This is a genomic window from Psychrobacter glacincola, from assembly GCF_904846075.1.
Taxonomy (GTDB): domain Bacteria; phylum Pseudomonadota; class Gammaproteobacteria; order Pseudomonadales; family Moraxellaceae; genus Psychrobacter; species Psychrobacter glacincola_C.
Map to the genome: position 1 here is coordinate 318,459 of NZ_CAJGZH010000003.1, position 26,555 is coordinate 345,013.

Below are 26,555 nucleotides of genomic sequence, written 5' to 3' on the forward strand. Positions count from 1 at the left end.
TAATTTTTGCCAAACGCGTTACTAGCAGCAGTAAACAATTGATACTGTTATAAATAATTGATCATAACGACCAACAATTGACTCTGCTAATTTTTCACATTGTCATAGGGTTGTGATAAAATACGCCACCTGTTAATCACCTATCACGCTATATTTTTAGTCAATCATGGACTTATCCTTATGAGTGTTACTGTATTTAATCCCCGCATCGATGACACTGCTGTCGCTGAAACAACCGATACTGCGCCTGCTGTCACTGCACTCAAAGAATCAAGTTCAGCCCAAGCACCTGTCAAAACAGCGACTAAGAAAGTCTTTGTCACCACGCAGGGCTGTCAGATGAACGTCTATGATTCTGGCAAAATGCTGGACGTGCTCGGCGATTCCCACGGTATGGAAGTGACTCATGATATTGACGAAGCCGATGTATTGCTGATGAATACTTGCTCTATCCGCGAAAAAGCGCAAGAAAAGGTGTTTTCAGAATTGGGTCGCTGGCGTAAATTAAAAGAAAAGCGTCCTGATCTTGTGATCGGTGTTGGCGGCTGTGTTGCCTCACAAGAAGGCGATAACATTCAAAAGCGCGCGCCTTATGTTGATATGGTATTTGGCCCGCAGACTTTGCATCGTTTGCCAGAGCTATATGATCAATCACATGAGCAGCGTGAAATCGCACCAAAAAATCGCATCGGCACAGTTGACGTATCCTTCCCAAGTATTGAGAAGTTTGACTTTTTACCAGAGCCAAAAGTAGAGGGATTTAAAGCTTTTGTTTCTATTATGGAAGGCTGCTCGAAGTATTGCTCATTTTGCGTGGTGCCTTATACCCGCGGTGAAGAATTGTCACGCCCACTTGATGACGTATTGGCTGAAATTGACAGTCTTGCCGCTCAAGGTATTCGTGAAATCAACCTATTGGGTCAAAACGTCAACGGCTATCGCGGTGAAAAAGACGATGGCAGCATTTGCCGTTTCGCTGAGCTGTTGCATTATGTCTCGCATGTTGATGGCGTTGAACGTATTCGCTACACGACCAGCCATCCGCTAGAATTCACAGATGACATCATTGATGCCTATGCACAATTGCCAGAGCTGGTATCACACTTGCACTTGCCAGTACAGAGTGGCTCAAATGCTATCTTGGCAGCGATGAAACGCAATCACACGATTGATGTCTATATCAATCAGATTAATAAGCTCAAAGCCATTCGTCCTGATATTCACTTATCGAGCGACTTTATCATTGGCTTCCCTGGCGAGACCGATCAAGATTTCCAAGATACTTTAAATCTAGCCAAAGAATTGAACTTCGATCACTCTTATAGCTTTATCTACTCTAAGCGTCCGGGCACGCCAGCGGCTGAATTACCAGATGATGTGAGCTTCAAAACTAAAAAAGAGCGCTTGGCAGAATTCCAAAAAGTTATCATTGATTCAACACTAGCGAAAACGCATGAGATGGTTGGAACCACCACTCGCGTTTTGGTGGAGCAAGTTGCCAACCGTCATCCTGATTGCTTAATCGGTACGGCAGATAACACCCGTACGGTTATGTTCCCTCATGATGTTGAGAGAATGGATGAGATGTTAGGTAAACTCGTGAGCGTACGTATTACTGATTTCGTCAGTCCTCACATGGTAAAAGGTGAGCTAATCGAAGTATTGGCGTAACCGTTAAGTTTTAGATTTCAGTAAAAATAAAAAAGCCGTTCACTATAAATAGTGAGCGGCTTTTTGATTCATAAAGTGGGTTAGTTTTATCAAGCTCTCAAAGAGAGTGCAAACGATACTTAACTTTCTAAATGATTGCTGTAAAGACATATTGAGATATTGACTTTTGAACACAGTAAAAGTGCTATAACACAAAACACTTCATTAAGAGCTCGTTAATATATTCCTCATTATCTTTCAATGCCATTGGTTCTAACCCATAAGCTTGAAAACCAAAATTTTTATAGAAATTAATAGCAGGCTTATTATTATCAGCTACAGTAAGTAAAATTTGTTCCACATATTTTTTACTATACTCCATAACTTCCCTAAGCAATTGACTTGCTATGCCTTTTTCTCGGAATTCAAGTTCAATGAATACACTGGATAGATACGCTTTATGAGAAAACTTTATTCCAGTCTCTTGTGTGAAGGTGGCTAAACCTATGATTTTATTTTTATGATAGGCGCCAAATACAGTTGAACTTGATAAGCAATTTTCAAAAAAAATTGGAGGTTTTGCTACTTCTGCTACATATGTGGATCCAAACATTCTTGGAGATTTTTCTAGAGCTGAAAGTCTAATAGTTCTGAAATCGTTAAGCTCATTAACACTTAAAATTTTTATCTCAATATTTAACATACGATCATCTGCCCAATCATAAAATACCTAATAGATCAAACTAAGCTACCTGTCTCAGTGTGCAGGGTGAATTACTTTTGTCAAACTCACGTAGAAAGCGCCGATAAAACGTAACCCACTAGATTCGTTTTTTAAACCATAAAGCTATTTATTACTTCAGCCAATAAAGCGGCTGCAATAATGATAAATATAACCCCGCAACTACGATTGAGCCACGCTAAACGATTGCCAACATCGAGCCAACTTGCCAGCTTTGTACCACCCAAGGTATAAACGATTTGCCAAATTGTTTCACTTAAGAACAACCCTATCGTTAATAAAACATATTGTGGCCATAACGGCGCACTAAAATTGATAAATTTAGGAAAGAAAGCGGCAAAAAATAAGATGGCTTTGGGGTTAGATAGCGATACCCATACACCTGTACGAAACAAGGTCACATTGCTTGGCGAGATTCTCACCGCTGCGCTTGAGAGCGAACGCGGCTGCGGTGTACCAGCTGTATCTTCACTGCCAGAAATAGAATATTCAGCCGCGACTTCTTCGCTCATTTCACGAGCATCACTCATCAAGCTGCCATCGCCTGCATCGCGCCAAGAGCTAATACCCAGATAGATTAAATAAGCCGCACCCACTGCTTTAATGACTGTCAACAACCAAGGCGACTGGCGACTGATCACATCGAGTCCAAGTAGTGTCGAAAGCAGTAATATAAATAACCCGAGGCTCAGTCCTGCCAGCGTCCACAATGTGCGCTTTACGCCATAGTTCATGCCATACTGAAACGCGAGCAGCATATTGGGACCTGGGGTGGCTGAAATAAAAAACGTACTTGCAAAGAATACTGCAAACAGATGCCAAGACATCGACCAACCCCTACTTTATTATTTATAAAAATTTATCGTAATACTGCCAAACTGCTAAAAAATAAACACCGCCATAAAGACGGTGTCTTTTCTGCTAACTCGTCACTTGCTGATAACAGAAAGGAACACTTGCTGATTTAATCCATCAATTGATCGCACAGCTGTCTAATAACTTCTGTAAAAAACCATCACAGCGCTCAATTTCACTCAGCTTAACGTATTCATCAGCTTTATGCGCCTGCTCAATACCACCGGGACCGCAGATAATCGTTGGGATGCCAGCATTGGTAAATTGCCCGCCTTCAGTTGCATAAGCCACTTTATGACGTTTTTCATCGCCCGTCAAAGCAGCTATCAACGCTTGTAGCTCAGCACTGTCGTTATCAGTCATTGCCGGTACGCTTTCTTCTTGCAGCAGCTCAATGCCAGTATCGGCAGCGCTTGCTTGCATTTGTGCGCTAAGCTCTGCAACCTTCGCCTGAATCGGCGCGAGGATATCCTCTTGTGTCATATGCGGCAGGTTACGATAGTCAAAAGTAAACTCACATAGATTGGGGACAATATTGGTCGCCGTGCCACCTTTTATAGTGCCTACAGACAATGTCGAATAAGGCACATCGAACAGCGCATCATTATCACTGCGATGACTAATCTCTTCTGCCAACTCATCAACATAACCAATCAAACGACTGGCATAGCTGATAGCATTGACACCTTGGGCGGTCAATGACGAATGCGCAGACTTACCATGGACGCGGCAACGATAAACGGCAATGCCTTTATGTGCCACAACCATCGTCATATTGGTTGGCTCACCGACGATACAATAATCAGGTTTGATACCACGTGCTTTCAAATCTGCCAGTATCAATGGCGCACCCAAACAGCCCACTTCTTCATCGAATGACAATGCTAAATGCAGTGGACGACGTAACTGACCGCTATTTGATAATTGCACAGCGCGTGGTAATAACGTCAATGCACAAGCGATAAAGCCTTTCATATCACACGCACCGCGTCCGTATAGCTTATTGCCACGTATCGTCGCAGTGAATGGATCTGACGTCCAGTCTTGACCATCAATTGGCACTACGTCAGTATGACCAGACAGCACCAGACCATGATTGACTTCGTCAGCGTTTGCCCCTGCTGGCACAGTAACGAATAGATTGGCCTTGTTTTTGGCTTCATTAAAAGTCAAATCTACTATCAAACCCAATTGTTCACAGTACGCTTGCACATCTTCAATCAATGCTAAATTTGAATGGCGACTGACCGTATCAAAGCCAATCAAGCGCGTTAGCCAATCGATACTATGCGCAGGGTAAGACGTATTTTTGAGCTGATTATTATTGTTCGAAGTCATGAAATATCCTTATCACGATATAATACCGATTTTAGAAATACGGTTAACGGTGTTAAATTTTCCAAGCCTACTAGATGTAGTACTCGCACTCATTTTTCGCTACTGTAATTTCTGGAATGGTAAAAATAGAAAGCGTTAGCGTCTTTGAAATGCGCGCTGTTGCAGCGCCTTTACTTCTGCATCTAATCCAGCAATCGGACCTTGTACTGGTATGTTCGGAGCCACTTCTTGAATACTTAATGAATTGATCGGTGATGTTGATGTCACGCCCATCTCCTCCATCCACTCATCCAACTGTTTTGATGAGCTGACATAAACGATACGACCAAGCCCTGCCCACGCATGCGCGGCCGAACACATGGCGCAATGCTCGCCTGAGGTATAAACCACAGCGTTAGCACGCGCCTCCGCTGTCATATTTGCTGCTGCCCATTTGGCAACGGCAATCTCAGGATGATAAGTAGCATCGACAGAATTAGCTCGGTTACGATCTTCATGCAGCACATGACCATCGCCGTCGACCAATACGCTACCAAATGGCTCATCGCCCGCCTCTACAGCTTCAGTAGCAAGCTCAATAGAGCGGCGTAAATGAATCATATCATTGTCAGTTATCATCTCCATCTCCTTTTATCACTTCATACTAGGACGTGTTGAATATCAACTCATATCAAAGCATTTACGATAGCGTCTTTATTATGAAGGACGGTTTTGATTCATCGCATCAACGACTGGCGGCATTGGCTTTGGTAACTTGCCTTCTGCCTGCAGCTCTTTGGTGGTTTTTGCATCGATAGCCAGTCCAGCAATTAGGGCAATATCTTTGACAGGTTTACGCGTGCGAGTAGCAAAGCTCACTGGCACCATGCGCGCAAACTCATAAATATGCAGATAAGACTCTTCGCCACCTTCAAAGTTTTCATCATCTTCTAAGCGAATACCACCGATTTTAGCCAAATCAGACAGCATCTCATTTTCGTCACCACTGAGACCACAGTCGGTAATCCCAAAACCCGTCATAAAACCATTTGCCCACTGTTTCAATGCCATCACACGCTCGTACAAATCATGTTCATCATCTGGTACTAATGGCGTGTAAGAATAAGCATCGTCTTTGTCTTTAAGCTGAAAAACAGTGTCTTCCGCTTCTTCTGTTAACAGTGTCAATGCCTCATCAGGTAAAGGCGCAAAACTGAGCTCCTCAAATACCTTAGCCCATACTTGCTCATCAGGCGCATTACAGGCAGTCATAAGCCCTGTCATCAAGCCATGCACCTCGCTGATAGATACGTCAGTCCAGTCATCAAAAGCAGTCAGCCATGTATTCCAGCCAGATATATTGTCATTCATAATAAAGATCCTAGTGATTGATTATTGCTTAAAAAATAAAAATAGACGAATAAGATAGGTGTGAGACATCGCTTGATATTATCAATCAAACCATAGCTAATAAAAATAAACAAACAACGCCTAATATAGGTAATTACTTTGTTGATATAGATATTATGCGGTCACCTATGGCATTATTAAACGCAGAGAACAAAATTCATTCACGCTTACTTGTTAAGGATAAAAACTGACTATGTATGATCAACTTAGAATATTAGAAAAAATGATACTCGACATAAAAAAACAGTATCAGCTTGTCAGTGCTGAACTTAGCAGCCTCAAACAGCATCCTGTTAGCGACCCTAAAGAGCTTGCAGCATTAACGACCAAGCTCAACACTAGCCATAGCGAACGCGACAGTGCCAAAAAACAATTGCACGATCTCGACAAGCGCTACCAAAGCTTGGCTGAAGCGCATCATATGATAGGCGAAGAGCAAGACAAACTGCAAAAACAGGTCAGCCAATTGCAACAACAAAACAGCCAGTTACAGCAACAAAACAATGAATTAAAGCAGCAATATAGCGATATTAAACAGCAAAACAGTGAGCTGCAGAAAAAGAATCAATTGGCAGCGGAGCGTACACAAGTTGTATTAAAACGCTTAACTCACATCGATCAAGTAGAAGGCTGATCAGGGATGGCAATAAACGATGACCGATCATCACTGCTTGCTAATGAACTGACAAAATCAAAACGGTAATATCTTATATTACTCATTTTACTGACCAAACATTGTAGGATTTATCATGACCGATGACCACAAAAACTCTGTAGAAAAATGGCCGAAAAATGGCCAACAGCAGAATATTTCTTCTAAACCACAACCAGTCGCTGCAACTGGTTCAAATACGTCGAGTGCTACTGTGAAAACCACTATCCCTGAACCACAAATTAAAAAGGTTGATATTGCAATTGCGGGTGTCACTTACCCTATTTATTGCCCAGTACACGAACAAGAAGAGCTGCTCTCAGCTGTCTCGTATATTAATAACCATGCGCTAGATCTCAAACGAGATGCGCCAAGCCTCAGTCAAGAAAGCATCTTGGTACTGTGCTGCTTAAATTTGTATGAAAAAATACACACCAATCAAAGAAGCGATGAAGATCGACTACAGCAAGACAAACAATCTGAAGCGCTATTAAATAAAATTATGAAAGACGCACAGTCTGTTTTATAAGCGCATATTACGCGACGAAACAATAAGCGCTTCGCTCTGATGAGCCAAGCGCTTTTTTATGCCCAAGCCATAATCTAATTGTTTATACGTTAGGGTTATAAACCTTACCTGCATGAAAATCTGCTTGATGCTCATAATTGCAAAAAAACAATGCTTGGTTTTCGCCGATAGCACTCTCACTATTTGCAGCCAAGTTGGGCTTGGTTTCAAGGACGCCGCGGTATTCAGCTAAGCTGTTGCCACAAAAATTGCACTGACGCGGTGTAATCACATCCCCTTTTTTTGGCATCATGCTTTTGGGCGCACGCGGGTACATAAATTTATAAAAACCCCACATTACTATCCAAATAACGATGATGATAATGATAACAGCAAACACGGCAGTGCTCCTTTGAATATGAGTAAGCGCTATGAATGATAGAAGCCGCTTGGCGGATTATTCAATACGTCTGAACAGTATAACTTAACCAGCAATACTGACGATAGTGCTATGCTTTAGTGAGTTAATTGTCCATCCATTTATCATGATAATTTATCAAAAAATGCCATGATACGGTGTAAAAAACTGGCCATAGCGGGCCAGTTTTTATATTAAACAGAAAATCAAGTGAGCGATTTATATTATTGAAACTATAGCTGCAACTCACTGATATCAGCGACAGTTAGAAACAATGCGCGTACTTGCTTAAGCAGCGCTAAGCGGTTGTTTTTAAGGGCGGCATCTTCACTGTTGACCATCACATTATCAAAGAATTGCGTCAACGGCTCATCTAAGCTGGCAAGCGTTTGCAATACTTGTGTGTAATCCGCTTGCTTTAGCAGCGGTTTAACAGCCGTCTGCGCTTGCAGTACACTTGCATATAAGCTTTGCTCCGCAGGCTCAGATAATAACGATTCATCGACATTATCAGCAACACTCACTTCTGACTTGGCTAATATATTGGCGACACGCTTGTTTGAATCAGCAAGCATTGAAGCTTGTGACAATTCGCTAAAGGCTTGTACCGCGCGAATACGCTGATCAAAATCAAGCGGCATATGCGGGTTAATCGCTTGCACTGCCTGAATGGTATCGACGCTCACGCCCTGCTCGGTATACATAGCGCGATAGCGCGAGTTTAAGAATGCCATGACCTGAGTAAACGTATCACCCATTTTTTCAATCTTGCTGCCTTCAGCGTCACTATAGCCTTTGATTGCTTGTTCAACGAGCGCAACCAGATTAATTGGCAATTGCTTTTCGATCAAAATACGCAAGATACCGATGGCTGAACGACGTAGGCTGAACGGATCTTTTGACCCTGTCGGCGCTTGGTCAATGGCAAAAATACCAACAAGCGTATCTAAACGGTCAGCTAATGCTAAGCAAATGCCAATTGGCGTCTGTGGTAATACGTCACCACTAAACTTGGGCAAATATTGCTCTTCTAAACTTGCCGCGACTGCTTCAGGCTCATTATTCAAACGCGCATAATAAGTGCCTGCAATACCTTGTAATTCAGGATATTCACCGACCAATGAGCTTGCCAAATCGGCTTTTGACAAAATACCCGCACGCACCGTTTCATCGATATCAATCTGCTGACCTTGCTGTTGCATCAAGGCGGCAATAAAGGCGGCAAGCTTGGCAATACGCTCAGATTTTTCCCAAATCGTACCCAGCTTGTCTTGGAAGACGCGAGTTTTCAAGCTTTCTGTCAACGCAAATAATGGCTGTTTTTGATCTTGTAAGAAGAAAAACTCGGCATCGGCCAAACGTGGACGTACGACTTTCTCATTACCTTCGATAATTTGATTGGGATCTTTTGACTCAATGTTGGTAATAAAAATAAAGTAAGGCTGCAACTTACCTGCTTTATCGGTTAAGCAAAAATACTTCTGATCCGCTTGCATGGTAGAGATAAGCGCTTCTTGCGGTACCTGCAAAAAACGTGGCTCAAAGCTTGCTCGCAGTGCAATCGGGAAATCAACCAATGCGGTGACTTCATCCAACAAATCTTGCGGCACGATAGCATCAGCATTGACCTCATCTGCTAGTGCTTTGACTTGGTTTTTGATCAGCATTTGACGCTTATCAAAATCAGCCACAACTTTTAAACCGCCTAGTAATTCTTCGTAGTCATTGGCGTGCGCGATCTCATGATAATTAGGACTATGGAAGCGATGGCCACGTGTTTGCGTTCCCGTCTGATGGCCTTGGATAGTCGCATCAATGATAGTACTATCTTGCATCAATACTGCCCATTGTACTGGACGCACAAATTCATTGCGGCTGGCACCTGAACGCATACGCTTAGCAATCGGTAAATTGTCTAGTGCAGTCTGAAAAATGGCAGCTAACAGTTCAGTAGTTGCTTGACCATGAATGACTTGCTCATAACCGACATAATCACCTTTATCGGTGTTAATCGTTATCAGCTCACTGGCTTCAATACCTAAGCCTTTCGCAAAACCCATTGCCGCGCGTGTTGGATTACCTTCCGCATCAAACGCGGCTTTAATCGCAGGGCCGCGTTTTTGCTCACTGCGATCCGGCTGCTTATCGCTAATACCCTGAATCTGAAGTGCCAAACGACGCGGGGCAGCAAAGGCTTTGATACTATCGAAGCTGATTTCTGCTTCATTTAATTGTTCGGTGACACTCGCTTGTAGCGCATCACGTAGGTTTTAGGCTTTTTGGAGGTAGCTCTTCACACCCCAGTTCAAATAGAATAGTACTCATGGGAATCTCGGTTTATTAAGAATTTTTTATATTTAAAAATTGAGTAGATTATAACAAAATCATGGTAATCAAAAATTGATCATATTATTGTGGAACACTATTTTTTATGTTTCGGAACCATTTATGATAGATCATGAAAAGCTGCAAACTCTAGTCAAACAGCTTTACAACACCGTCAACGAATTGGAAAACATGTTTCCCGGTCGACACTTTACTCCAGACGGTCATTTAGTAGGTAGCTTAGGTGAATGCTTGGTAGCAGATGCTTACGAGCTAGAACTATTAGCTGCAAGTAACAAAGGCTACGACGCTATAACGAAAGACGGTTTGAAAGTTGAGATAAAAGCCACTCAATCTAAATCTGTTGCCTTTCGAAGTGAACCTGAACATGCAATTATTATTAAAATAATGCCAAATGGTACATTTGAAGAAATATATAATGGCTCAGGTTCGCTTGTATGGGAGCAATTTAAAAATAAAAAACGACCTAGTAACGGTCAGTTCCAAATCTCTATTACTAAACTTAAAGCACTCAATGCAATGGTATCTGAACATGATCGAGTACCTAAAATTAATATTTAGAACGAAAACTACTTATCTTCACCTTGTTCTTTTGGCAAATACTTATCGAGCGCCGCTTGACGATGCGCCTCATCTGCCAATGGAAAACCCAATTTTGCGCGTGCTTCAACGTAACCAATGGCAACCTTACGGGCAAGCGTACGCACACGTAGGATAAAACGCTGACGTTCGGTCACTGAAATCGCACCACGAGCATCAAGTAAATTAAAAGCATGTGAGGCTTTTAGTACCATCTCATAGGCAGGTAATGGCAAACCTTCGGCCACCAATTTATCTGCTTGCTGCTCATAAAAGTCAAACATCTCGCCCATCATTGGCACATCAGCGTGCTCAAAGTTATAAGTCGACTGCTCAACTTCGTTTTGATGGAAGACATCGCCATAAGTGACGCGACCAAACTCACCATCTGCCCAAACCAAATCGTAAACGCTGTCAACACCCTGCACGTACATTGCTAAGCGCTCAAGTCCATAAGTGATTTCACCAGTCACCGGGAAGCACTCAAGACCGCCTACTTGCTGGAAGTACGTAAACTGCGTCACTTCCATACCGTTGAGCCAAATCTCCCAGCCTAGTCCCCACGCACCCAGTGTTGGCGACTCCCAGTTATCTTCAACAAAACGCACATCGTGCACCAGTGGATCGATACCGATGGCTCTTAATGAATCCAAATATAGCTCTTGTATATTGGGTGGATTAGGCTTTAGAACCACTTGGAACTGATAATAATGTTGCAAACGGTTTGGGTTATCACCGTAGCGACCATCGGTCGGACGACGTGATGGCTGCACATAGGCAGCATTCCAACGCTCAGGACCTAACGAGCGTAAAAATGTCGCGGTGTGAAACGTACCCGCGCCGACTTCCATATCATAAGGCTGCAAAATAACGCAGCCCTTATCGGCCCAATAATTCTGTAGGGTTAGAATTAAATCCTGAAACGTCATCGGTTGAGGGGCTGTATTTTCTATCATCGGAGTTGTCGCTTGGGATGTCATAGTTTGGGTTTTCATAGTAAAGCCACTGTGGAATGGATATTTATAAATAAAGTTTTGATAGCACTCGTATAGCCTATTCGGCAACGACTCTATTTGCCTGCTCACCTTACTAAAAATTGACTATTTTATCTATATTTACATCAATTAAATTTATGCTGCAGACCTAAATAAGTCGTTATAAGGCTCATTTATAATCAAACTGCTGCAATATAGGAGGCACAAAAGTAGCAGATAAAAAAATACCCAAATGCGCGAGCATCTGGGCAGGAGGAAAGGTATGTCTTTAGTATCCTGATGAGTCAGGCTTTTTGTTTTTTAGTCGAACTGCTATTCTCTTTTTTTGGTAAAAGTCTATCTGAACTAATCTCGATAGTAATGCTATCAAAACGATACTATTAAAACGGTACTGCTATTAAGGTATTAAAAAGATAAGAGCAAATATAAAACAATCTTATTGGTAAGACGCACTAGTCGCTTTTGGCATGATTATCCACAAAATTATATAAATTAAGATGCCAGGTACTGCTGCACTCAAGGATGAGATAATCACGAATAATACTCTCACCCAAGTCGGTGACCAACCAACGTATTCGGCAATGCCGCCCATCACACCTGCTATCATGCGATTGTTCTGTGAGCGATGTAGTTTTGCTAGTTTAGCCAAATCAAATACCTCTCTATCATTTCTATTGTTATTTAAAATTCTGCTTTTTTTCTTCTATTTTTATGCTTTTTTCCGATTGTAGTCAGGAAGCTGCTTAGCCTTCTCAACTTATGAATAAGTATAGCAACTATTTAATATTTATCTGTTGAACGTATAGACGTACTTTGTGAGTTTATGCTAACCAAGCTTGCCCTAATCTGTCATAAAGTCTCATAAACTGCTGATTTTAAATAGTTATTTCAAAATGTTTCACGATTAGCTTTATTGCTGCCATATTACACATGTTGTTACAAATCCAATTTTCAGCCATTTTCAGCACATAGATATTGTGTAGATGGAGCTTGAAAAATGGTGAGATACTCAAACAATCACAGTTAAATTAATAACTTGGTAATGCTTTTATCAGAAAAAGTCATATAAAAAAACACCCCTTTACAATAACCTACCTGTAAATCGCCTTAAACCTTTATAACATGCTGGTAAATAACAGATATTCCAGCAGTCTATCGATAAAATTAGTGCAATTAAGAATAAATAAAAATTAAGGAAAGCTATGTACGAGTCAGGATTGATGATTGGACATTTTGAGCCACTACATTTAGGTCAAATGCGCAGTATATTGGCTGCGGCAGGACAAGTGAAAACCTTGCATATTATCATTATGGCGCATCCAGCACCGCATCCAGACTTTGAGATTACTTTGCAAGATAAAGCACGTTGGCTACAGATGGCGTGTGCTGATTTGCCATTTATCCAGATTCATACCACTCATGAGATTGGGCTGCCGCTACATGATAGCTTCTTCGATGTGACAATCGACATTCCCGCCAGCAATGCCAAACTACAACGTTTGACGATAGCGCTCGACTTACCAGCAGATACAGTCTTGTTTGTCGCAGAAAACCATCCATTGGCGCAGAGTGATGTCTATGAGCGATTATCGATGCCAGTCATCACGACCCCGCTACAGCCTGAGTTTGATTCTTATGCCATCGCTCGTAATCCAGTCGCACATTGGTCAGCTATTCACCCGCAAGCGCGCGGCGACTATACCAAAACGGTGGCGATTGTTGGCGGTGAAAGCTCAGGTAAGACCACATTGGTGCATAAACTGGCCAATTATTATGGCGCCAGCTTTGCTTTAGAGATGGGACGCTTATATGTCGGCACTGATTTGGGCGGTAGTGAAGTCGGTCTACAATACAATGACTATGGTCCGATTGCCCTTCAGCATGCTCAAGCTATAAGAGATGCGGCGGCTAATGCGACCGCTCCTGTCACCATCGTTGATACCGATTTTGTGACTACTCAAGCATTCTGTGAAGAATATGAAGGTTGCAGCCATCCTTTTGTGGCGGCTTGTATCGATGAGTTTCGCTTAGATCATACCATTATGCTGGATAACAATACGCCGTGGATTGATGATGGCATGCGCTCATTGGGCACGCCTGAGGCGCGTGGACGCTTTGAGCGACGTCTCGTCGATATTTTTGCTCGTCATGATATCAAACCGCACATGGTGGATCAGCCAGATTACGATGCGCGCTATCAGCAAGCGCTGCTGCTTATCGATCAGTATGTTTATGGCAAATAGACGACAGGGTAAAAATAGCGATGGCAAGAATAGCGATAATACAAAAATAATATGATACTAAAAAATAAAATAAGAACTCATTGTAGTTTTAATACTTTAAGGAAAAAGGCTTTATGCGTATTCAGCTATTAGATAATATTACTGGAAAGTGGGCGATGCAATGGATTGTCACTTGGTTCATTTGCGGGGTAATAGCATTATCCACAGGTTTTTGGCTCACGACAGAACACACCACACTTGATATGTTTTATTTGGGCGTGTCTTTCGTTGGTTTGGTCTGTGTGGTTTCGCTATCATTTCGCAAAAACGTCATGGGCAACGGGTTGGGAATGGCAGCGACTGCGGGAGAAGTCGTCGTGCAGGCGACGTCTGGTGCAGTCGGTTTGATGCTCGCGCCGCTCTTTAACTTTTTCACCCATGTCTACGGTATTTTTTATTGGTCAAAACATACCGATCCTGATGGCGACATGATACCAAAGGCGGCGAGCAAAGCGGTTTGGTTAATTACCGCCGCCTTTATTATTCTTGGTCTCGCACTTTTCCCCACAGTAAATGATTTACTCGCCAGCTATGGCTATGCAGTGGTTGAAGATGATAATAGTAAATTTCTAGGATTTATTTCCTTCTTTTGGATCAACGTCATTGCTTTTGTCCTCTCCATTACTGCACAAGCCGCGATGATTTTGCGCTATTCATTTAACTGGTGGTTATGGATTATCGTTAACTTTGTCTGGCTCATCGTCAATCTAATGTCAGGCAATTATATTTTTGCCATTCAAACCATGATATATCAAATAAACGCCTTTATCGGTTTGTATGAATGGCAGCGCAGTGAACAAGGTTAACGCTTATCTTGTATGGTCATAAGTGGTGATATCTTAAAAGAATAAAACCAAAGAGCTCGCAGATATTGGTAAACATGTTAATAACGTTATAGGTTTTGACTGTGGCGTCTATCAGATAATGTGGTGGACTGGCTCAATTAGTGCTACAACTGATAGGAGAGATTTTTCAATTTATCTACTAACATGGAGGTTAGTATGTCTCGTACTCAGCAAAAACGCCTGTCTAAACGCACACTTGAGCAATGGCTTAGTGAATATTCTGTCAGTCATCAAAACCTAGTCAATAAGAAGATCCATTGGCTATGCGTTCCCACGATATTTGTCAGCCTGTTAGGCATGGGCATGTCGCTATCAGTCTGGTTTACCTTGGTACTTAGCGCGTTGGTATTGTTATTTTATATGCGTCTATCCACGCCGTTATTCTTGGCGATGGGAATGTTTATTCTTATTTGTTTGTCAGTAATGGCATTATTACCATGGGGCTTTAAGGTTTGGGCAGCTGTTTTTGTGGTTGCTTGGATTGGACAGTTCATTGGTCATAAAATTGAAGGCAAAAAACCCTCATTTTTTGAAGACTTACAATTTTTATTAATTGGTCCAGCATGGGTAGCTAATAGCTTGATGGGTCGTAAAAAAAGCCAAGCCTAACTATGTACCCTTGATAGTATATTTAAGCTTAGTATCTTTAAGCTCAGTACCGTTAGAATTAGCACCTAAAAAACCACTATCTAAAACTGATATTTTGACTCAAAAAAGCACCGCTCAACAATCCGTTAAGTGGTGCTTTGTATATTAAGCTATCAAAGAACAGGTTATGAAAAATAAGCTATCAAAAAAATTTATTGACTGTAATTAACTCCTCTAACTTTCAGAACAATAACACTGTAAATATAGCGTCAAATAGCCACAACAGAACCGTTTACTTCAAAATAGAACCATTCATTTTAGAATAGAGCCAACAGCATAAATTCAATCTATTCGCCCGATAGTTAATACGCGACAAGCCTCTACGCAATGTACTGTAGAAACTCTTCATTACGCGCCATCACCGATAGATACAGCACTGCTGTCCCGTCCTAAACGCTGAGTTGGATTTTTCTGATCGACACATTGACTTGATCGAAGAAGGGTATGAGTTGGTCGAGTATTAAGAGCTGCAAGATTCCAGCGACCAAACAAAACGGTTGGCGCTGACTCGTTATTCGCTCTGTACCAGTCCCGATTATCTGAGCAGAATGGGATTACTTGAGACGCTAGCAGATTTGGAGAATCATGAGTTTTTACAATATGGTCTGGGCACAACAAGCAACCTAGAGCTGACCGATGAAGAAGGCAGAAAGCATAAGCACACTATTTATGCCAAAATTAACGCCACTAATGGTGATTTTTTGGTAGCTATGGTCGTCAAAGGTCAGGGCATTACCTTTATACAAGGTCGATACCTGAATACAGTGTCGATACCTGAATACAGTGTCGATATTTGATCACGCGAATAACATCACATGTCTATCACAGTCGAATTATCGCTTATAGCCTGCCGAATCCAGCAATCTTAGTTACTTATGCGCCTTACTCAGTGATAGCAGAAATGACACCAATCAATTTTTTGGTCTTATATCTTGCTTCTGCTAGTGCCATCTTATTCTGCGCTACCACGGTCAATACACACGGCTTACCGATATAGTCAGTTTTGACAAATAGCATATTTCCAGCAGTGGCTTCGACGATAGTGATGTCGCACTTGCCCTGCTTCATTTGACTCGCGGATGAATCGCTCAGAGCTGATAGTGTGCTACTCATCGCCGCAAACTTGTCCGTTTGATTGCTCAATTCACTGATCGAAAAGCAACTAATGGGAAAGCCATCTGTGGTGCATAAGCTAACCAATATGACTTCTCTATTGGCGTCACACAATGCTTTCATATGGCTTAATAACGCTATTTTTGCTGGTGATTTTTCGTCTAATTTTTCTTTTAACATAGTCATATCTGGCATTAGTCTTGATTATTAAGGGTATTAAATAATGACAACAGAGACACAGCGGACTCTCTGTTCCTAGGATCTGTATGGAGCACAGGTGCCACCACATTATGCTGCATCAACATCACTCTTATTTCTTGTCCCAGTGCTGAAAGGCTATCTTTGTCAGCATCCTCGCAATGAGTGATACCAATGATACACGTGGTCTGATTTTTTTCTGGTGCAAAAAAGTGTAACAGCTTATCTAAATTGGCATAATCGGGTGTCTCGCCATATCTAATCAAAATGAGCAATCCCCATAGCGACTGATTGACGAACTCCCATAAAAAAGAAAAACGCTCTTGACCTGGCACGCCGTAAATACCTAGCGCCATATCGTCAGACAGAGTGATGCGCCCATAATCGATGCCGACCGTCGTGTACTCTTTACCGATATCGATACTAGATTTTGCTTCTGTTTCGATGGGGCTTATCTCGCTTAGGGTTTTGACCAACCGAGTTTTTCCAGCACCTACTTCCCCAATAATTGCTAGCTTCTGATAATTCAATTTTTTACCTCATTCCTAAGAATTTTTTGATCGCACCATAGAATTTGTTAGGCTTTTTCTCATTTACGGTTTGCTCATGTATCGGTGCTGCCTCTGTGACACTCAATAAACCTAAACGATCAAACTCTCTGATAATCTGTGTGACTTGATGATGGCTGCCAAAATCACCACTATGCGCTAGTGCATTAAACGAATAAGGCTTTTTAGTCAATTTGATACACAGGTTCATAATCATTTGCGGCTGGCTTTCATTGTTGAGATCAGGCCATGCCAGCAATCTTAAATCCTTACCTTCATAATACTTTTCAGGCACCGTATCAGATTTTTTTATATCAATAAACGGTTGAATACGTCTTTGTTGAGACTCATCAAAGCTGTTTAACACAGCGCTATTGTTCTCAATGAATGCATTAAAAAAGTTGCCTTGATCCACAAAATCAAACACGCTCACAGCCCAATTATGAAAGCTGCGTTTGATCACGCGCACATCCAAAAACACCCAAAGATCTTCATGTCTAGGATCAGAAGCTATCTTACTCATTAACTTGTCTACTTCAAGATAAGGGCCTTCTAGCACTTGCAGGTACTGACCGTCACGGTAAGAGATGATACCCGTAATTTGCGATTTTGGATTATGCTTACGAGAGACGCTAACGATGTCTGATAACCCAGTAGGCATTCGAATAGTACGATCACTGATTGGCACTCTACTGACATATGCAATACACTTCATTTTGCCACCACTTGATAAAACGGCTCACGCTCGTTAAGTTATTCCTACTGCCTATAAAATAATAATTCGCTATGTACAGTACGTACATAGCGAATTTGACCTTGTTGCCAGTCTTGTCTTATTTAAGGCGCGATAAGCAACAAGGATAGTTTGATAAATCACTCATTTTTTGAACACGACCAACCGAATTATATTTCTAGTTTATTTTCTACGGCTTGTACCTTACGGCGGGCTAATGCAAGATTGGCTTTTGATTTATCAAGCACCAAATAAATAAACAAGTCTTCATGCTTGGCTGTAGGACGAATGATGTGCAATTGAGACTCCAAGGTGATTAACATATCTTCGATTTCACCTTTGATATCTAATGATTTCATCGTTGCTACTTTCGCCTTTACCACTTGCGAGTTACCTGCTGCTGCAAGTTCTAAGTCAACGCCGCCGCCAGCCATACCAAGTACCATGCCTGACATATAGTCGACGATACAGCCACCCATTGCACCATCAAGATTCATTAATTCTTGTAACGACTCATCGATATTTGACATACTTTTTCCTGTTTATCTGATTGTATTTAAATGAAGTCATTCCATCACAGAAATGCCTTCGTAGTTTCAAGGTATGAAGCTAAATTTAGCTTATTATTTACTCTTTTTATTATTAGTATATCTTAACGTACACTCAAAACTTATAAGATAATTATAACAATAAAATATCAATAACTAAGTATGTGGTAAAAACGATATAGTCTATTTATAAACAAAGTCTACATACCGTAGCGGTGGTCATTATATTCCATATATTAGACTCGATGACGCTTGCCCCTAACCACTCATGAACAAAAAACGACCGTTGAGTAGGAAAAAATAAAAACATCGAATAGTCATGCGGATTTAAAGCTTAAAACCCCCACTCTTGACACTAAAATGCCATTGATCATTAAGTCATTTCAAGCAAAAAAATAAGGAAAAACGATGCCAGATTTACTTATAAAAAATGCCCAATTACCCAATCATAAAAACTTGGTTAATATCAGTATAAACGGCGCTTATATTGAGAGCATTGACGACGTTGCAAAAAAAACTGAACATGATGATGCGCCAAGAGCACTTTACGATGCTAAAGGTTACTTTGTCTGTGCAGGATTCTATGAGAGCCACATTCACCTTGATAAAGCCTGCATCCTTGATCGCTGTACTATAGAGCAAGGTGATTTAAACGAGGCTGTTGAAGAAACAGGTAAGGCTAAAAAGGATTTTACGGAAGTAGATGTGTTTAATCGTGCTTCACGAGTGATTGAGATGGCGATTAAAAAAGGCACCGTTGGTCTGCGCACCTTTGTTGAAACAGATTCAAAAACAGAGATGCGTGCCTTTAATGCCATCAAAAAAGCCCGCGATACCTATGCATTTGCCATCGATATAGAGATTTGCGCCTTTGCGCAATCAGGATTGAGCAATGACCTGCATACTTATGAGCTACTAAAACTGGCATTGTCGCAAGGCGCTGATTTGGTTGGCGGATGTCCATACAAAGATGAAAATCCTCACAAGCATATTGAAATGGTGTTTGATTTGGCTGAGCAGTTTGACGTCGATGTTGATTTTCATTTAGATTTTGATCTGGATCCACAAGGCTCGAGCATTCCAAAATTGGTTGAAGAAACCATCAAGCGCCATTATCAAGGTCGCGTGTCTATTGGTCATGTGACTAAATTATCGGCGATGGACAAAGACAAACGTATAGAAATGGCTGCGTTACTGAAATTCGCTGACATTACCTTGACGGTGTTACCAGCCACCGACATATTTTTGAATGGACGTGATTATGATGCGCTCATTCCTAGAGGCATGGTCAACGCCAATGAGCTATTAGCAATGGGCATCAATACGACTATTTCTAGCAATAATATTTTAAATGCTTTCACGCCTTACGGTGATGCTTCACTGATTAGAATGGCAAATATGTATGCCAATATCACTCAATTAGCAAAAGATGAGCAGATAGCGGAGGTATTCGATATGATTAGCAAAAATGCAGCGAAGCTTTTGTCACGACAAACGGAGATTAAAGTAGGAGCACCGGCTACCCTAGTCATATTAGAAGCGAAAGACGCGGTAGAAGCGATTAGAATCAATTCACAAGCCATCGCAGGCTTTAAAAATGGCAAGCAAACCTTTTGCAATGAGGTCGCCCATATTTGCTTTTAATAACTTGAGTAACTTGAATACTCTTTAATTGAGCACATTCAGTCAATTGAAAGATACAGCCTATCAATGCGCCATTATATTTATCATAAAACATAGGCTTAAAACGATAAAAGCGTCACCCAACTATACGTTGAATGATGCTTTTCATAACGGTTTTTCACTACTTACAATAGCTTTAACATCATGGTTTAAATACCTTCATATGCAGATAAGCTTAGTCTAAGGTTTGCACACCGCCGCCATTCACAAATATGGTTTGACCACTGACCCACTCAGATAGTGGTGCGGCAAAATATAGCATAGCACCAGCGATATCATCGGCTTCACCCAGACGTTGAATCGGCGTATGCTCTAGCATTTTCTTTTCGATTTCTGGTGTTAGTACAGTTTTTAACGCATCAGTACGCGTGGCACCAGGGCCAACCGCATTGACGCGTACCTCAGGGCCAAAATCATGTGCCAAGTTCGCCACCATATGATTGACAGCCGCTTTTGATCCTGCATAACCACTCATGTTCGGGCTTTTATTGATACTCGACATCGAAGTGGTAAATACAATCGAACCATAACCCGACGCTTTCATGTGTGGCACGCATAATTGAGACAAACGCCAGCCACTAAACACATTTAACTCAAAGTCACGGCGAATATCATCGACCGATGCGGTGGCTGGGTTTTCACGACCACCGCCGCCGCCACCAGCATTATTGATTAAAATATTGACCGTGCCAAATTCAGCGACGACCTTATCTACCATAGCGACCAAATCTTCATCTTTTAAGATATTACATTCGACTGCCAAGCCTTTTACACCATAAGCTTCGATATCCTTGACCGCAGCCTTTGCATCTTCTAATTTTAAATCAGCAACAGCGATATTTGCCCCAGCTTGTGCTAGACGTAACGCCGTTGCTTTACCAATACCATTTGCACCGCCCGTCACAATTGCGGTTTTTCCTGACAGATCAAATAATTCATTAAATGCTCTATGTTTGAATTCTTGCATAATTATTCCTTATTATCATCATGGTCTATAGATGGATTATTTGTTGTTATATTCGTTTAAACGATCTATATAATTATGCATGATTGAACTGAGCCTAATGTGTCAAATTGACCACCTTTTGTAACTTAGTTTTGGCGCTGCAACTTTTAGTAATCTATGTCGTGAATTCAGTCGATAGTAACTTGGCATGTCATCGAAATGTTCTTAAGAAATAATGACAACCCTTAAAATCAGGACAAAAAAAAGCCTCACAATAAAGTGAGGCTTTGATGCTTTTTCAAGCCATATTTGGAGCGGGAAAAGAGATTCGAACTCTCGACCCCAACCTTGGCAAGGTTATGCTCTACCACTGAGCTATTCCCGCTGATTATCGAATTGTAGTGTTGTTAACAACAACTCCGTCTCGATAGGCTGGCTATTCTATCAGATATTCTAACCCTGTCAACCTTATTTTTAACGTTTATTTCCAATATTATGTCTTTAACTCGCTATTTATTGATGTAATTATCATAAATAATTGATTTAGAAATAATTATTTATTTTAAATAATATCAGTTATTTTTCAGAATAATGTTAAAAATCTAAAGCTCTGTCCTTGTAGGTAGTATCTCATTGCCTATGAGACTATTTTTTGACTGAGATTTATGCCGCCTATCAAGTTTATAGACGTTAATAGCGAAAAATAGATTTGTTGGTGTCAACGTCCCTCTCACTTACAATCCTACGCTGTATTGTTACTTTTCCTGCATTGGTTTTGCCTTAGTAACATTATTATACTTATGCCTAATGACAGTTCGGGTAAAATTTTACTGTTGAGGTCACGTAGCAAGCATAGGTAGAACATTAATAAAAAATTGCCTTACTTGCCGCTTTGGCTTTTTATCCCACAAAAAATGTAACACGAGTCATTTGAACGATAATCACTTTAACGACAACCGCTTTATTATTAATAGCCGCTTTGATAACAGCTGCTTTGTTATTAACCGCCACTTTGTTCTATTTTACTTTTTATCATTTACAGCGAGGATGTTTATTATGAAAAAATTACTGACCAGCACCGTAATGGCCGCTTCATTGTCGGCACTAGCCCTGACAGGCTGTACCAGCACCACCAGTACTGGGGCCGTTGGCGTTGACCGTCAGCAGCTATTACTGGTTTCTAGTGAGCAAGTTTTGCAGCTGTCTGCACAGAGTTATGCCAAAACGTTGCAAGAAGCAAAATCGCGCGGCGTGTTAGATACCAATAAGGTTCAGCTTAATCGCTTAAAGAACATCGCTAATCGTTTGGTCGGTCAGGTCGGAGTCTACCGTCCAGATGCGGCGAAATGGCAATGGGAAGTGCATACGATCAAATCTAATGAGCTGAATGCCTTTGTGGTACCGGGTGGTAAAATCATGTTTTACTCGGGTATCATTGACCGCCTGAATCTCACGGATGATGAGATTGCGGCTATTATGGGTCATGAGATGTCACATGCGCTGCGTGAGCACTCACGTGAACGTCTCTCACGTCAATATGCCACACAGACTGGTATCGGCGTGGCTGCTAGCATCTTTGGACTGTCACAAGGTCAAGCTGAGCTTGCCAACGTCGCTGGTGATTTGGGACTGAGCCGTCCACACAGTCGCACACAAGAAGCTGAAGCCGATCAAATTGGTCTAGAGTTAATGGCACGTGCTGGCTATAATCCGCAAGCAGCGGTTACCTTATGGCAAAAAATGCAAAGCGCTAGCCAAGGTGAGCCACCGCAGTTCTTAAGCACTCACCCGACCAGCAGCAATCGTATTGCTCAATTGCAATCATTAATGCCTAAAGTGATGCCGCTTTATCAAAAAGCGCGTCGCTAATGAAGTGGTTTGATTTCATGCTTTGAGTAAATGGCTGTTACTTATAATGATTGTTACTTATAAAAGCAGAGTACAGGTTATCAATTGTGCTCTGCTTTTTTATGCTGATAGCTAACAGATACCGCTACTTGCCATGACTAGCTATTAGCTCTCGTCATTAAGACAGTATGTTAAAAAGAATATCTTTCATTGCTATATTTTTTAGAAACAGGATAGCTCAAAAGTGTAATCGCTTACAGGCACACGCCACTTAATAGCAGGTTTTACCGCTAATAGCGTCTGCTATAATGGGCATTATTTGCAATTCACAAATTGCTAAGTATGATACCGCCAAGTACTATTAGGCAAAATATATGGAAAGATTATTATGAGTAAAACACCGACCGCTGATGCGCTCAATGCTGAGCTACAAGCGTTGCAGCCGCAACATATAGAATTGTTGAATGAATCAATGAATCATTCTGGTTATTTTGATGGCAAAGAAAGCCATTTTAAGCTTACGATTGTTAGTGATGCTTTTGAAGGCAAAAGATTGGTCGCACGCCATCAGCTTGTATATAGACTGGCAAACTCCTTATTAACCTCGCAAGGCGGTCAAATCCATGCTTTAGCGATTCATGCTTATACCCCAATAGAATGGCAAGGTCAAAGCCCTGATAGTCCGTTATGTGCTGGACAAAACAAGGGCTAATAACGAACTATTGCGAAGGTAGTGTTTTCCATACCATAATCATATGTAACCAGTAAGCGCTGAAACTGCACCTTTAAAGGAAATAATATCTCATGAAACATCTACACATGCTCATGGCTGTATTGCTCATTGCCCTGTTTTTATATCAGAGCTATTTGGTATTAAGCTCAAACAAGCAAGCGCCACGCGTGGTCAAAATCTCTTCGCACATTCTCTATACCCTCATTATTGTGTCAGGGGCAGTCATGCTAATGCAGCTGATGAGTGCCAATGCACCCATACAGTGGGTATTTGCAAAAGTAATCTTACTCGTTGCGGCTATCAGTGCCAGTATTAAAGCGTTTAATAATAACGCCACATCTAGCCAAAGAAAGACCGGTATTCTTATTGCTGGAGCGGCATATGTGGGCATTGTGGTACTAGCCTTTGCTAAACCTGGTAACTTATTTTAATAAACATATCATATTTTAATTGCACAAATACTTATATTACTAGCATTGAAAATATTTAATAAGTGCCATATTTTCAATATCTTAATCCCATTATTTTTGCTATCTTACATAAATACAATCGCCTCAACCTAGCCTAATGGAGCCACTATGAAAACTCTTACTGCAGCGACACTACTGGCGACAGCTGGCATTTTTGGTCTCTCAGGCTGTGCCTCGACGGGCAATGTCACGCCACAATATGTGCCGCCAAGCACGTATCAAAGTTACGATTGCCAAGCCCTTAGCCAAGAATATACCCGCGTCAATCGCTATGTCGACGCGGCGCGCAATGAGCAATCAACTTTATCCGCCTCAGGTGTCGGGGTTGGGGTTTCTGCGGGACGCTGGGGCATCTCCCCTAATATTAGCTTTGGCGTTGGCAAAAGCAACAATACCAAGGCGCGCGATGCAAAATTATCACGGCTCTATGGCGAGCGTGATGCAATCATTCAATCCGCCCGCATTCAGCGTTGTAGCTTTGCCAATGGTGTTAAGATTTATGGCGAGTAATACGTGATAGGTTATGTTTAATAAGTTAAGTTTGATAAGTAATATTTAACTGTTCAATCCTTTGATGACTTTAGATAGTATTTGTTATAAAAAAGCCAGCATGCAATAAGCATACTGGCTTTTTTATAATCATAATTCGTTAAAACTCAAGAATGTAAGCTTTGTACCCACTGAACAATTTGATCGCTAGGTAAAGCACCAGATTGTCGCGCGATCTCTCTACCATTTTTAAAAGCCACCATGGTTGGCAAACTGCGAATATTATAAGGTGCCGCCGCTTGCTCATATTTATCGGTTTGTATTTTGGCAAAAACCACTTGTGGCAGTTGCGCCGCTGCGGCTTTGAACTGCGGTGCCATCATTAGACACGGCTGACACCAACTCGCCCAAAAATCAACGATGGTCAAGACCTCATTTTTTTGAATGACTTTACGAACCGTTTGGGCATTTAGTTCATGAGGACTCCCCGTTAATAACGGCTGACCACATTTGCCACAATTTGGCGCAGCACTAAGTTTGGCTGCTGGTATGCGGTTGGTTGCCTGACAATGTGGGCAGACCAGATGAGAGTTTTGCTCACTCATTATAAGACTCCTATGCAAGTAGCATGGGTATTGGTCAATCAAAGTATCCAATACCCATGCTTGATTATGTATTTATGACAATAAATCTAGCGACTTTTTAACGCTTGCAGGTATTCATCCCAAGCATTTTATACAAAGGACAAAAGCGGAAGAGTCCTGTGAGTAAAGGTACTAAGCCAATCACGCCCCACCAGCTTTGAAAATACAAACCCAAGCCGATAATCACAACACCCGCGATAATACGTAGTAAACGCTCAGTACTGCCGATATTAATTTCCATGGTTCAATCCTTAAGTGTGAAGGCTTAATGGTAGAGGGGTAATATAGCCATGTGTTTACGGTAAAGACTAGCATTATGATGGCTTATACTCGTATTGTGCTTACGTAACGTGATGCATGTTTATAATGTTTGCTTCTTCTGATGTCTACTTATCCTGATATCTGTCTTATTGCCCAAGTACATTAATCGGTACTTTGAGATAACGGGTACCATTGTCTTCTGGCTCTGGGAAATGACCTGCATCGATGTTTACTTGTACCGATGGAATAATGAGACGCGGCATATCAAGAGTGGCATCGCGGCGCTCACGCATTTGCACAAACTCTGCTTCATTGATGCCATCTTTGACATGGATATTGCCCAGTTTTTGTGCAGCGACAGTCGTGGTTGGACAGTGCTGGCGACCCTTGCTTGGATAATCATGGCACAGATATATTATCGTATCTTCAGGGAGCGCAAGGAGCTTCTTGATTGAGTGGTACAGCGTCTTGGCATCCCCACCTGGAAAGTCACAGCGAGCCGTCCCGACATCAGGAGCAAATAAAGTATCACCAACAAAGACCACGGTCTTTTCATCATCAGTAGCAATATAGGCCATATCTGCCGGCGTATGACCCGGTACATACATGACCGTAATAGTAATATTGCCCAGCGCCAAAGTATCGCCCTCATCCGTTAGAATATCGAACTGGCTGGCATCGGTGCGAAAGCTGGTATCAAAGTTGAATATTTGCTTAAATATTTTTTGCACTTCGGTGATATGTTGACCGATTACCAACTGCCCACCGAGTTTGTCTTTGACGTGTATCGCGGCGGATATATGGTCAGCATGCGCATGAGTCTCTATGATGTAAACCAGCTCCCAACCATGCTCTCGGACGAACCCAATCACCTCATCGACACTAGTAGTACTAGTGCACCCTGACTTAGCATCAAAATCCAATACAGGATCAATGATGGCACAGACTTGTTGTTGAACGTCCGCGAGTACGTGAGTATAAGTTTCTGTGTCGCTATGTAAGAATGAATGAACTTGCATGGCTACCTCTTTACTTTTAGATGAATATTTTATTTTTTGATAAATTGTTCAGTATAATATGCGCCAGCTTCTACT

Annotated in this window: 29 protein-coding genes, 1 tRNA gene and 1 pseudogene; 13 read left to right on the plus strand and 18 right to left on the minus strand. The window is 41.6% G+C overall.

The features are described 5' to 3' along the window. Positions 1 to 180: 180 nt before the first annotated feature. Positions 181 to 1,671 carry a tRNA (N6-isopentenyl adenosine(37)-C2)-methylthiotransferase MiaB gene (gene miaB / locus JMW85_RS12500; RefSeq protein WP_201581993.1) on the plus strand — a complete coding sequence of 497 codons (1,491 nt, stop codon included), beginning with the start codon at positions 181 to 183 and terminating at the stop codon, positions 1,669 to 1,671. A 184-nt stretch (positions 1,672 to 1,855) separates the two neighbouring features. Here the strand turns inward: miaB and JMW85_RS12505 are convergent, their stop codons facing one another. From JMW85_RS12505 to JMW85_RS12525, 5 genes are all read right to left on the minus strand, one after another. Beyond that, the gene (locus tag JMW85_RS12505) at positions 1,856 to 2,353 is read right to left on the minus strand and encodes a GNAT family N-acetyltransferase (protein WP_201581994.1); all 498 of its coding nucleotides are present in this window, start codon (positions 2,351 to 2,353) and stop codon (positions 1,856 to 1,858) included. A 131-nt stretch (positions 2,354 to 2,484) separates the two neighbouring features. Next, complete coding sequence (locus JMW85_RS12510) at positions 2,485 to 3,219, minus strand: LysE family translocator (protein WP_201581995.1); 735 nt, start codon at positions 3,217 to 3,219, stop codon at positions 2,485 to 2,487. A 145-nt stretch (positions 3,220 to 3,364) separates the two neighbouring features. Beyond that, on the minus strand, positions 3,365 to 4,585 hold the full coding sequence (gene argE, locus JMW85_RS12515) for an acetylornithine deacetylase (protein ID WP_201581996.1): 1,221 nt from the start codon (positions 4,583 to 4,585) through the stop codon (positions 3,365 to 3,367). A 135-nt stretch (positions 4,586 to 4,720) separates the two neighbouring features. After that, the gene (locus JMW85_RS12520) at positions 4,721 to 5,203 is read right to left on the minus strand and encodes a nucleoside deaminase (RefSeq protein WP_201581997.1); all 483 of its coding nucleotides are present in this window, start codon (positions 5,201 to 5,203) and stop codon (positions 4,721 to 4,723) included. Between the two features lie 78 nt (positions 5,204 to 5,281). Further along, entirely contained in the window at positions 5,282 to 5,935 is a 654-nt protein-coding gene (locus JMW85_RS12525; protein WP_055124733.1) for a UPF0149 family protein, read from the minus strand. Positions 5,936 to 6,167: 232 nt separating this feature from the next. Here JMW85_RS12525 and JMW85_RS12530 point away from each other — a divergent pair, with 232 nt between their 5' ends. Together JMW85_RS12530 and JMW85_RS12535 are read left to right on the plus strand one after the other, a co-directional pair. After that, positions 6,168 to 6,608: a hypothetical protein gene (locus JMW85_RS12530; RefSeq protein ID WP_045454070.1), complete on the plus strand. Its 441-nt coding sequence runs from the start codon at positions 6,168 to 6,170 to the stop codon at positions 6,606 to 6,608. A 115-nt stretch (positions 6,609 to 6,723) separates the two neighbouring features. Continuing rightward, the gene (locus JMW85_RS12535) at positions 6,724 to 7,155 is read left to right on the plus strand and encodes a cell division protein ZapA (protein ID WP_201581998.1); all 432 of its coding nucleotides are present in this window, start codon (positions 6,724 to 6,726) and stop codon (positions 7,153 to 7,155) included. Positions 7,156 to 7,237: 82 nt separating this feature from the next. Here JMW85_RS12535 and JMW85_RS12540 read toward each other — a convergent pair whose 3' ends face one another. Together JMW85_RS12540 and glyS are read right to left on the minus strand one after the other, a co-directional pair. Beyond that, entirely contained in the window at positions 7,238 to 7,534 is a 297-nt protein-coding gene (locus JMW85_RS12540; RefSeq protein WP_045454062.1) for a hypothetical protein, read from the minus strand. Positions 7,535 to 7,785: 251 nt separating this feature from the next. Then, positions 7,786 to 9,877: pseudogene (glyS, locus tag JMW85_RS12545) on the minus strand (glycine--tRNA ligase subunit beta). Between the two features lie 123 nt (positions 9,878 to 10,000). Between glyS and JMW85_RS12550 the strand changes: the two are divergent. Further along, positions 10,001 to 10,459, plus strand: coding sequence for a DUF6998 domain-containing protein (locus JMW85_RS12550; RefSeq protein ID WP_109591761.1), 459 nt, complete (start codon positions 10,001 to 10,003; stop codon positions 10,457 to 10,459). 8 nt (positions 10,460 to 10,467) lie between these two features. Here the strand turns inward: JMW85_RS12550 and glyQ are convergent, their stop codons facing one another. Further along, the gene (gene glyQ / locus JMW85_RS12555) at positions 10,468 to 11,457 is read right to left on the minus strand and encodes a glycine--tRNA ligase subunit alpha (protein WP_374220465.1); all 990 of its coding nucleotides are present in this window, start codon (positions 11,455 to 11,457) and stop codon (positions 10,468 to 10,470) included. A gap of 451 nt (positions 11,458 to 11,908) precedes the next feature. Beyond that, positions 11,909 to 12,121 (minus strand): PspC domain-containing protein, encoded by a 213-nt coding sequence (locus JMW85_RS12560; RefSeq protein WP_045454060.1) that lies wholly within the window; start codon positions 12,119 to 12,121, stop codon positions 11,909 to 11,911. Between the two features lie 553 nt (positions 12,122 to 12,674). Between JMW85_RS12560 and nadR the strand changes: the two genes are divergently transcribed. The 4 genes from nadR (at position 12,675) to JMW85_RS12580 (ending at position 16,044) form a co-directional block, all read left to right on the plus strand. Continuing rightward, positions 12,675 to 13,715: a multifunctional transcriptional regulator/nicotinamide-nucleotide adenylyltransferase/ribosylnicotinamide kinase NadR gene (gene nadR / locus JMW85_RS12565; protein ID WP_201581999.1), complete on the plus strand. Its 1,041-nt coding sequence runs from the start codon at positions 12,675 to 12,677 to the stop codon at positions 13,713 to 13,715. Between the two features lie 113 nt (positions 13,716 to 13,828). After that, a complete protein-coding gene (gene pnuC, locus JMW85_RS12570; protein ID WP_201582000.1) occupies positions 13,829 to 14,560 on the plus strand; it encodes a nicotinamide riboside transporter PnuC in 732 nt (243 codons plus the stop codon). A 195-nt stretch (positions 14,561 to 14,755) separates the two neighbouring features. After that, positions 14,756 to 15,208, plus strand: coding sequence for an Mpo1 family 2-hydroxy fatty acid dioxygenase (locus JMW85_RS12575; RefSeq protein ID WP_198329499.1), 453 nt, complete (start codon positions 14,756 to 14,758; stop codon positions 15,206 to 15,208). A 536-nt stretch (positions 15,209 to 15,744) separates the two neighbouring features. Continuing rightward, the gene (locus JMW85_RS12580) at positions 15,745 to 16,044 is read left to right on the plus strand and encodes a LysR substrate-binding domain-containing protein (protein WP_227681872.1); all 300 of its coding nucleotides are present in this window, start codon (positions 15,745 to 15,747) and stop codon (positions 16,042 to 16,044) included. Between the two features lie 85 nt (positions 16,045 to 16,129). Here JMW85_RS12580 and JMW85_RS12585 read toward each other — a convergent pair whose 3' ends face one another. The 4 genes from JMW85_RS12585 to JMW85_RS12600 all read right to left on the minus strand — a co-directional run bounded on the left by JMW85_RS12585 (position 16,130) and on the right by JMW85_RS12600 (position 18,369). After that, entirely contained in the window at positions 16,130 to 16,546 is a 417-nt protein-coding gene (locus JMW85_RS12585; RefSeq protein WP_140412966.1) for a roadblock/LC7 domain-containing protein, read from the minus strand. 8 nt (positions 16,547 to 16,554) lie between these two features. Continuing rightward, positions 16,555 to 17,088, minus strand: a complete 534-nt coding sequence (locus JMW85_RS12590; protein WP_060491787.1) for a GTP-binding protein — start codon at positions 17,086 to 17,088, stop codon at positions 16,555 to 16,557. 4 nt (positions 17,089 to 17,092) lie between these two features. Then, entirely contained in the window at positions 17,093 to 17,821 is a 729-nt protein-coding gene (locus JMW85_RS12595) for a BLUF domain-containing protein (protein ID WP_201582001.1), read from the minus strand. Positions 17,822 to 18,009: 188 nt separating this feature from the next. Next, complete coding sequence (locus JMW85_RS12600; RefSeq protein ID WP_109591771.1) at positions 18,010 to 18,369, minus strand: hypothetical protein; 360 nt, start codon at positions 18,367 to 18,369, stop codon at positions 18,010 to 18,012. A gap of 426 nt (positions 18,370 to 18,795) precedes the next feature. Between JMW85_RS12600 and JMW85_RS12605 the strand changes: the two genes are divergently transcribed. Continuing rightward, positions 18,796 to 20,031 carry an amidohydrolase family protein gene (locus tag JMW85_RS12605; RefSeq protein ID WP_201582002.1) on the plus strand — a complete coding sequence of 412 codons (1,236 nt, stop codon included), beginning with the start codon at positions 18,796 to 18,798 and terminating at the stop codon, positions 20,029 to 20,031. Between the two features lie 214 nt (positions 20,032 to 20,245). On the opposite strand, the gene JMW85_RS12610 is transcribed toward JMW85_RS12605, so the two are convergent. Together JMW85_RS12610 and JMW85_RS12615 are read right to left on the minus strand one after the other, a co-directional pair. Then, entirely contained in the window at positions 20,246 to 21,037 is a 792-nt protein-coding gene (locus tag JMW85_RS12610) for a glucose 1-dehydrogenase (RefSeq protein ID WP_109591775.1), read from the minus strand. Positions 21,038 to 21,326: 289 nt separating this feature from the next. After that, positions 21,327 to 21,401: transfer RNA gene (locus JMW85_RS12615), tRNA-Gly, on the minus strand. A gap of 671 nt (positions 21,402 to 22,072) precedes the next feature. On the opposite strand from JMW85_RS12615, the gene JMW85_RS12620 reads away from it, so the two are divergent. The 4 genes from JMW85_RS12620 to JMW85_RS12635 all read left to right on the plus strand — a co-directional run bounded on the left by JMW85_RS12620 (position 22,073) and on the right by JMW85_RS12635 (position 24,577). Continuing rightward, positions 22,073 to 22,885, plus strand: a complete 813-nt coding sequence (locus JMW85_RS12620) for a M48 family metallopeptidase (RefSeq protein WP_201582003.1) — start codon at positions 22,073 to 22,075, stop codon at positions 22,883 to 22,885. A gap of 367 nt (positions 22,886 to 23,252) precedes the next feature. After that, on the plus strand, positions 23,253 to 23,576 hold the full coding sequence (locus JMW85_RS12625; RefSeq protein ID WP_109591779.1) for a BolA family protein: 324 nt from the start codon (positions 23,253 to 23,255) through the stop codon (positions 23,574 to 23,576). A 92-nt stretch (positions 23,577 to 23,668) separates the two neighbouring features. Then, entirely contained in the window at positions 23,669 to 24,028 is a 360-nt protein-coding gene (locus tag JMW85_RS12630; protein WP_109591781.1) for a SirB2 family protein, read from the plus strand. A gap of 147 nt (positions 24,029 to 24,175) precedes the next feature. Continuing rightward, positions 24,176 to 24,577, plus strand: coding sequence for a hypothetical protein (locus tag JMW85_RS12635; RefSeq protein ID WP_045444098.1), 402 nt, complete (start codon positions 24,176 to 24,178; stop codon positions 24,575 to 24,577). A gap of 146 nt (positions 24,578 to 24,723) precedes the next feature. Here JMW85_RS12635 and trxC read toward each other — a convergent pair whose 3' ends face one another. The 3 genes from trxC to JMW85_RS12650 form a co-directional block, all read right to left on the minus strand. Continuing rightward, positions 24,724 to 25,161, minus strand: a complete 438-nt coding sequence (trxC, locus tag JMW85_RS12640) for a thioredoxin TrxC (RefSeq protein WP_201582004.1) — start codon at positions 25,159 to 25,161, stop codon at positions 24,724 to 24,726. Positions 25,162 to 25,258: 97 nt separating this feature from the next. Continuing rightward, positions 25,259 to 25,441 (minus strand): YgaP family membrane protein, encoded by a 183-nt coding sequence (locus JMW85_RS12645; protein ID WP_045444095.1) that lies wholly within the window; start codon positions 25,439 to 25,441, stop codon positions 25,259 to 25,261. A gap of 166 nt (positions 25,442 to 25,607) precedes the next feature. Next, positions 25,608 to 26,480, minus strand: a complete 873-nt coding sequence (locus JMW85_RS12650) for an MBL fold metallo-hydrolase (RefSeq protein ID WP_201582005.1) — start codon at positions 26,478 to 26,480, stop codon at positions 25,608 to 25,610. Between the last annotated feature and the right edge of the window lie 75 nt (positions 26,481 to 26,555).

Coding starts and splice junctions, on each gene's coding strand:
- miaB (WP_201581993.1), top strand. CDS start 181: ATGAGTGTTACTGTATTTAATCCCCGCATCGATGACACTGCTGTCGCT.
- JMW85_RS12505 (WP_201581994.1), bottom strand. CDS start 2,353: ATGTTAAATATTGAGATAAAAATTTTAAGTGTTAATGAGCTTAACGAT.
- JMW85_RS12510 (WP_201581995.1), bottom strand. CDS start 3,219: ATGTCTTGGCATCTGTTTGCAGTATTCTTTGCAAGTACGTTTTTTATT.
- argE (WP_201581996.1), bottom strand. CDS start 4,585: ATGACTTCGAACAATAATAATCAGCTCAAAAATACGTCTTACCCTGCG.
- JMW85_RS12520 (WP_201581997.1), bottom strand. CDS start 5,203: ATGATAACTGACAATGATATGATTCATTTACGCCGCTCTATTGAGCTT.
- JMW85_RS12525 (WP_055124733.1), bottom strand. CDS start 5,935: ATGAATGACAATATATCTGGCTGGAATACATGGCTGACTGCTTTTGAT.
- JMW85_RS12530 (WP_045454070.1), top strand. CDS start 6,168: ATGTATGATCAACTTAGAATATTAGAAAAAATGATACTCGACATAAAA.
- JMW85_RS12535 (WP_201581998.1), top strand. CDS start 6,724: ATGACCGATGACCACAAAAACTCTGTAGAAAAATGGCCGAAAAATGGC.
- JMW85_RS12550 (WP_109591761.1), top strand. CDS start 10,001: ATGATAGATCATGAAAAGCTGCAAACTCTAGTCAAACAGCTTTACAAC.
- glyQ (WP_374220465.1), bottom strand. CDS start 11,457: ATGACATCCCAAGCGACAACTCCGATGATAGAAAATACAGCCCCTCAA.
- nadR (WP_201581999.1), top strand. CDS start 12,675: ATGTACGAGTCAGGATTGATGATTGGACATTTTGAGCCACTACATTTA.
- pnuC (WP_201582000.1), top strand. CDS start 13,829: ATGCGTATTCAGCTATTAGATAATATTACTGGAAAGTGGGCGATGCAA.
- JMW85_RS12575 (WP_198329499.1), top strand. CDS start 14,756: ATGTCTCGTACTCAGCAAAAACGCCTGTCTAAACGCACACTTGAGCAA.
- JMW85_RS12585 (WP_140412966.1), bottom strand. CDS start 16,546: ATGACTATGTTAAAAGAAAAATTAGACGAAAAATCACCAGCAAAAATA.
- JMW85_RS12595 (WP_201582001.1), bottom strand. CDS start 17,821: ATGAAGTGTATTGCATATGTCAGTAGAGTGCCAATCAGTGATCGTACT.
- JMW85_RS12600 (WP_109591771.1), bottom strand. CDS start 18,369: ATGTCAAATATCGATGAGTCGTTACAAGAATTAATGAATCTTGATGGT.
- JMW85_RS12605 (WP_201582002.1), top strand. CDS start 18,796: ATGCCAGATTTACTTATAAAAAATGCCCAATTACCCAATCATAAAAAC.
- JMW85_RS12610 (WP_109591775.1), bottom strand. CDS start 21,037: ATGCAAGAATTCAAACATAGAGCATTTAATGAATTATTTGATCTGTCA.
- JMW85_RS12620 (WP_201582003.1), top strand. CDS start 22,073: ATGAAAAAATTACTGACCAGCACCGTAATGGCCGCTTCATTGTCGGCA.
- JMW85_RS12625 (WP_109591779.1), top strand. CDS start 23,253: ATGAGTAAAACACCGACCGCTGATGCGCTCAATGCTGAGCTACAAGCG.
- JMW85_RS12630 (WP_109591781.1), top strand. CDS start 23,669: ATGAAACATCTACACATGCTCATGGCTGTATTGCTCATTGCCCTGTTT.
- JMW85_RS12635 (WP_045444098.1), top strand. CDS start 24,176: ATGAAAACTCTTACTGCAGCGACACTACTGGCGACAGCTGGCATTTTT.
- trxC (WP_201582004.1), bottom strand. CDS start 25,161: ATGAGTGAGCAAAACTCTCATCTGGTCTGCCCACATTGTCAGGCAACC.
- JMW85_RS12645 (WP_045444095.1), bottom strand. CDS start 25,441: ATGGAAATTAATATCGGCAGTACTGAGCGTTTACTACGTATTATCGCG.
- JMW85_RS12650 (WP_201582005.1), bottom strand. CDS start 26,480: ATGCAAGTTCATTCATTCTTACATAGCGACACAGAAACTTATACTCAC.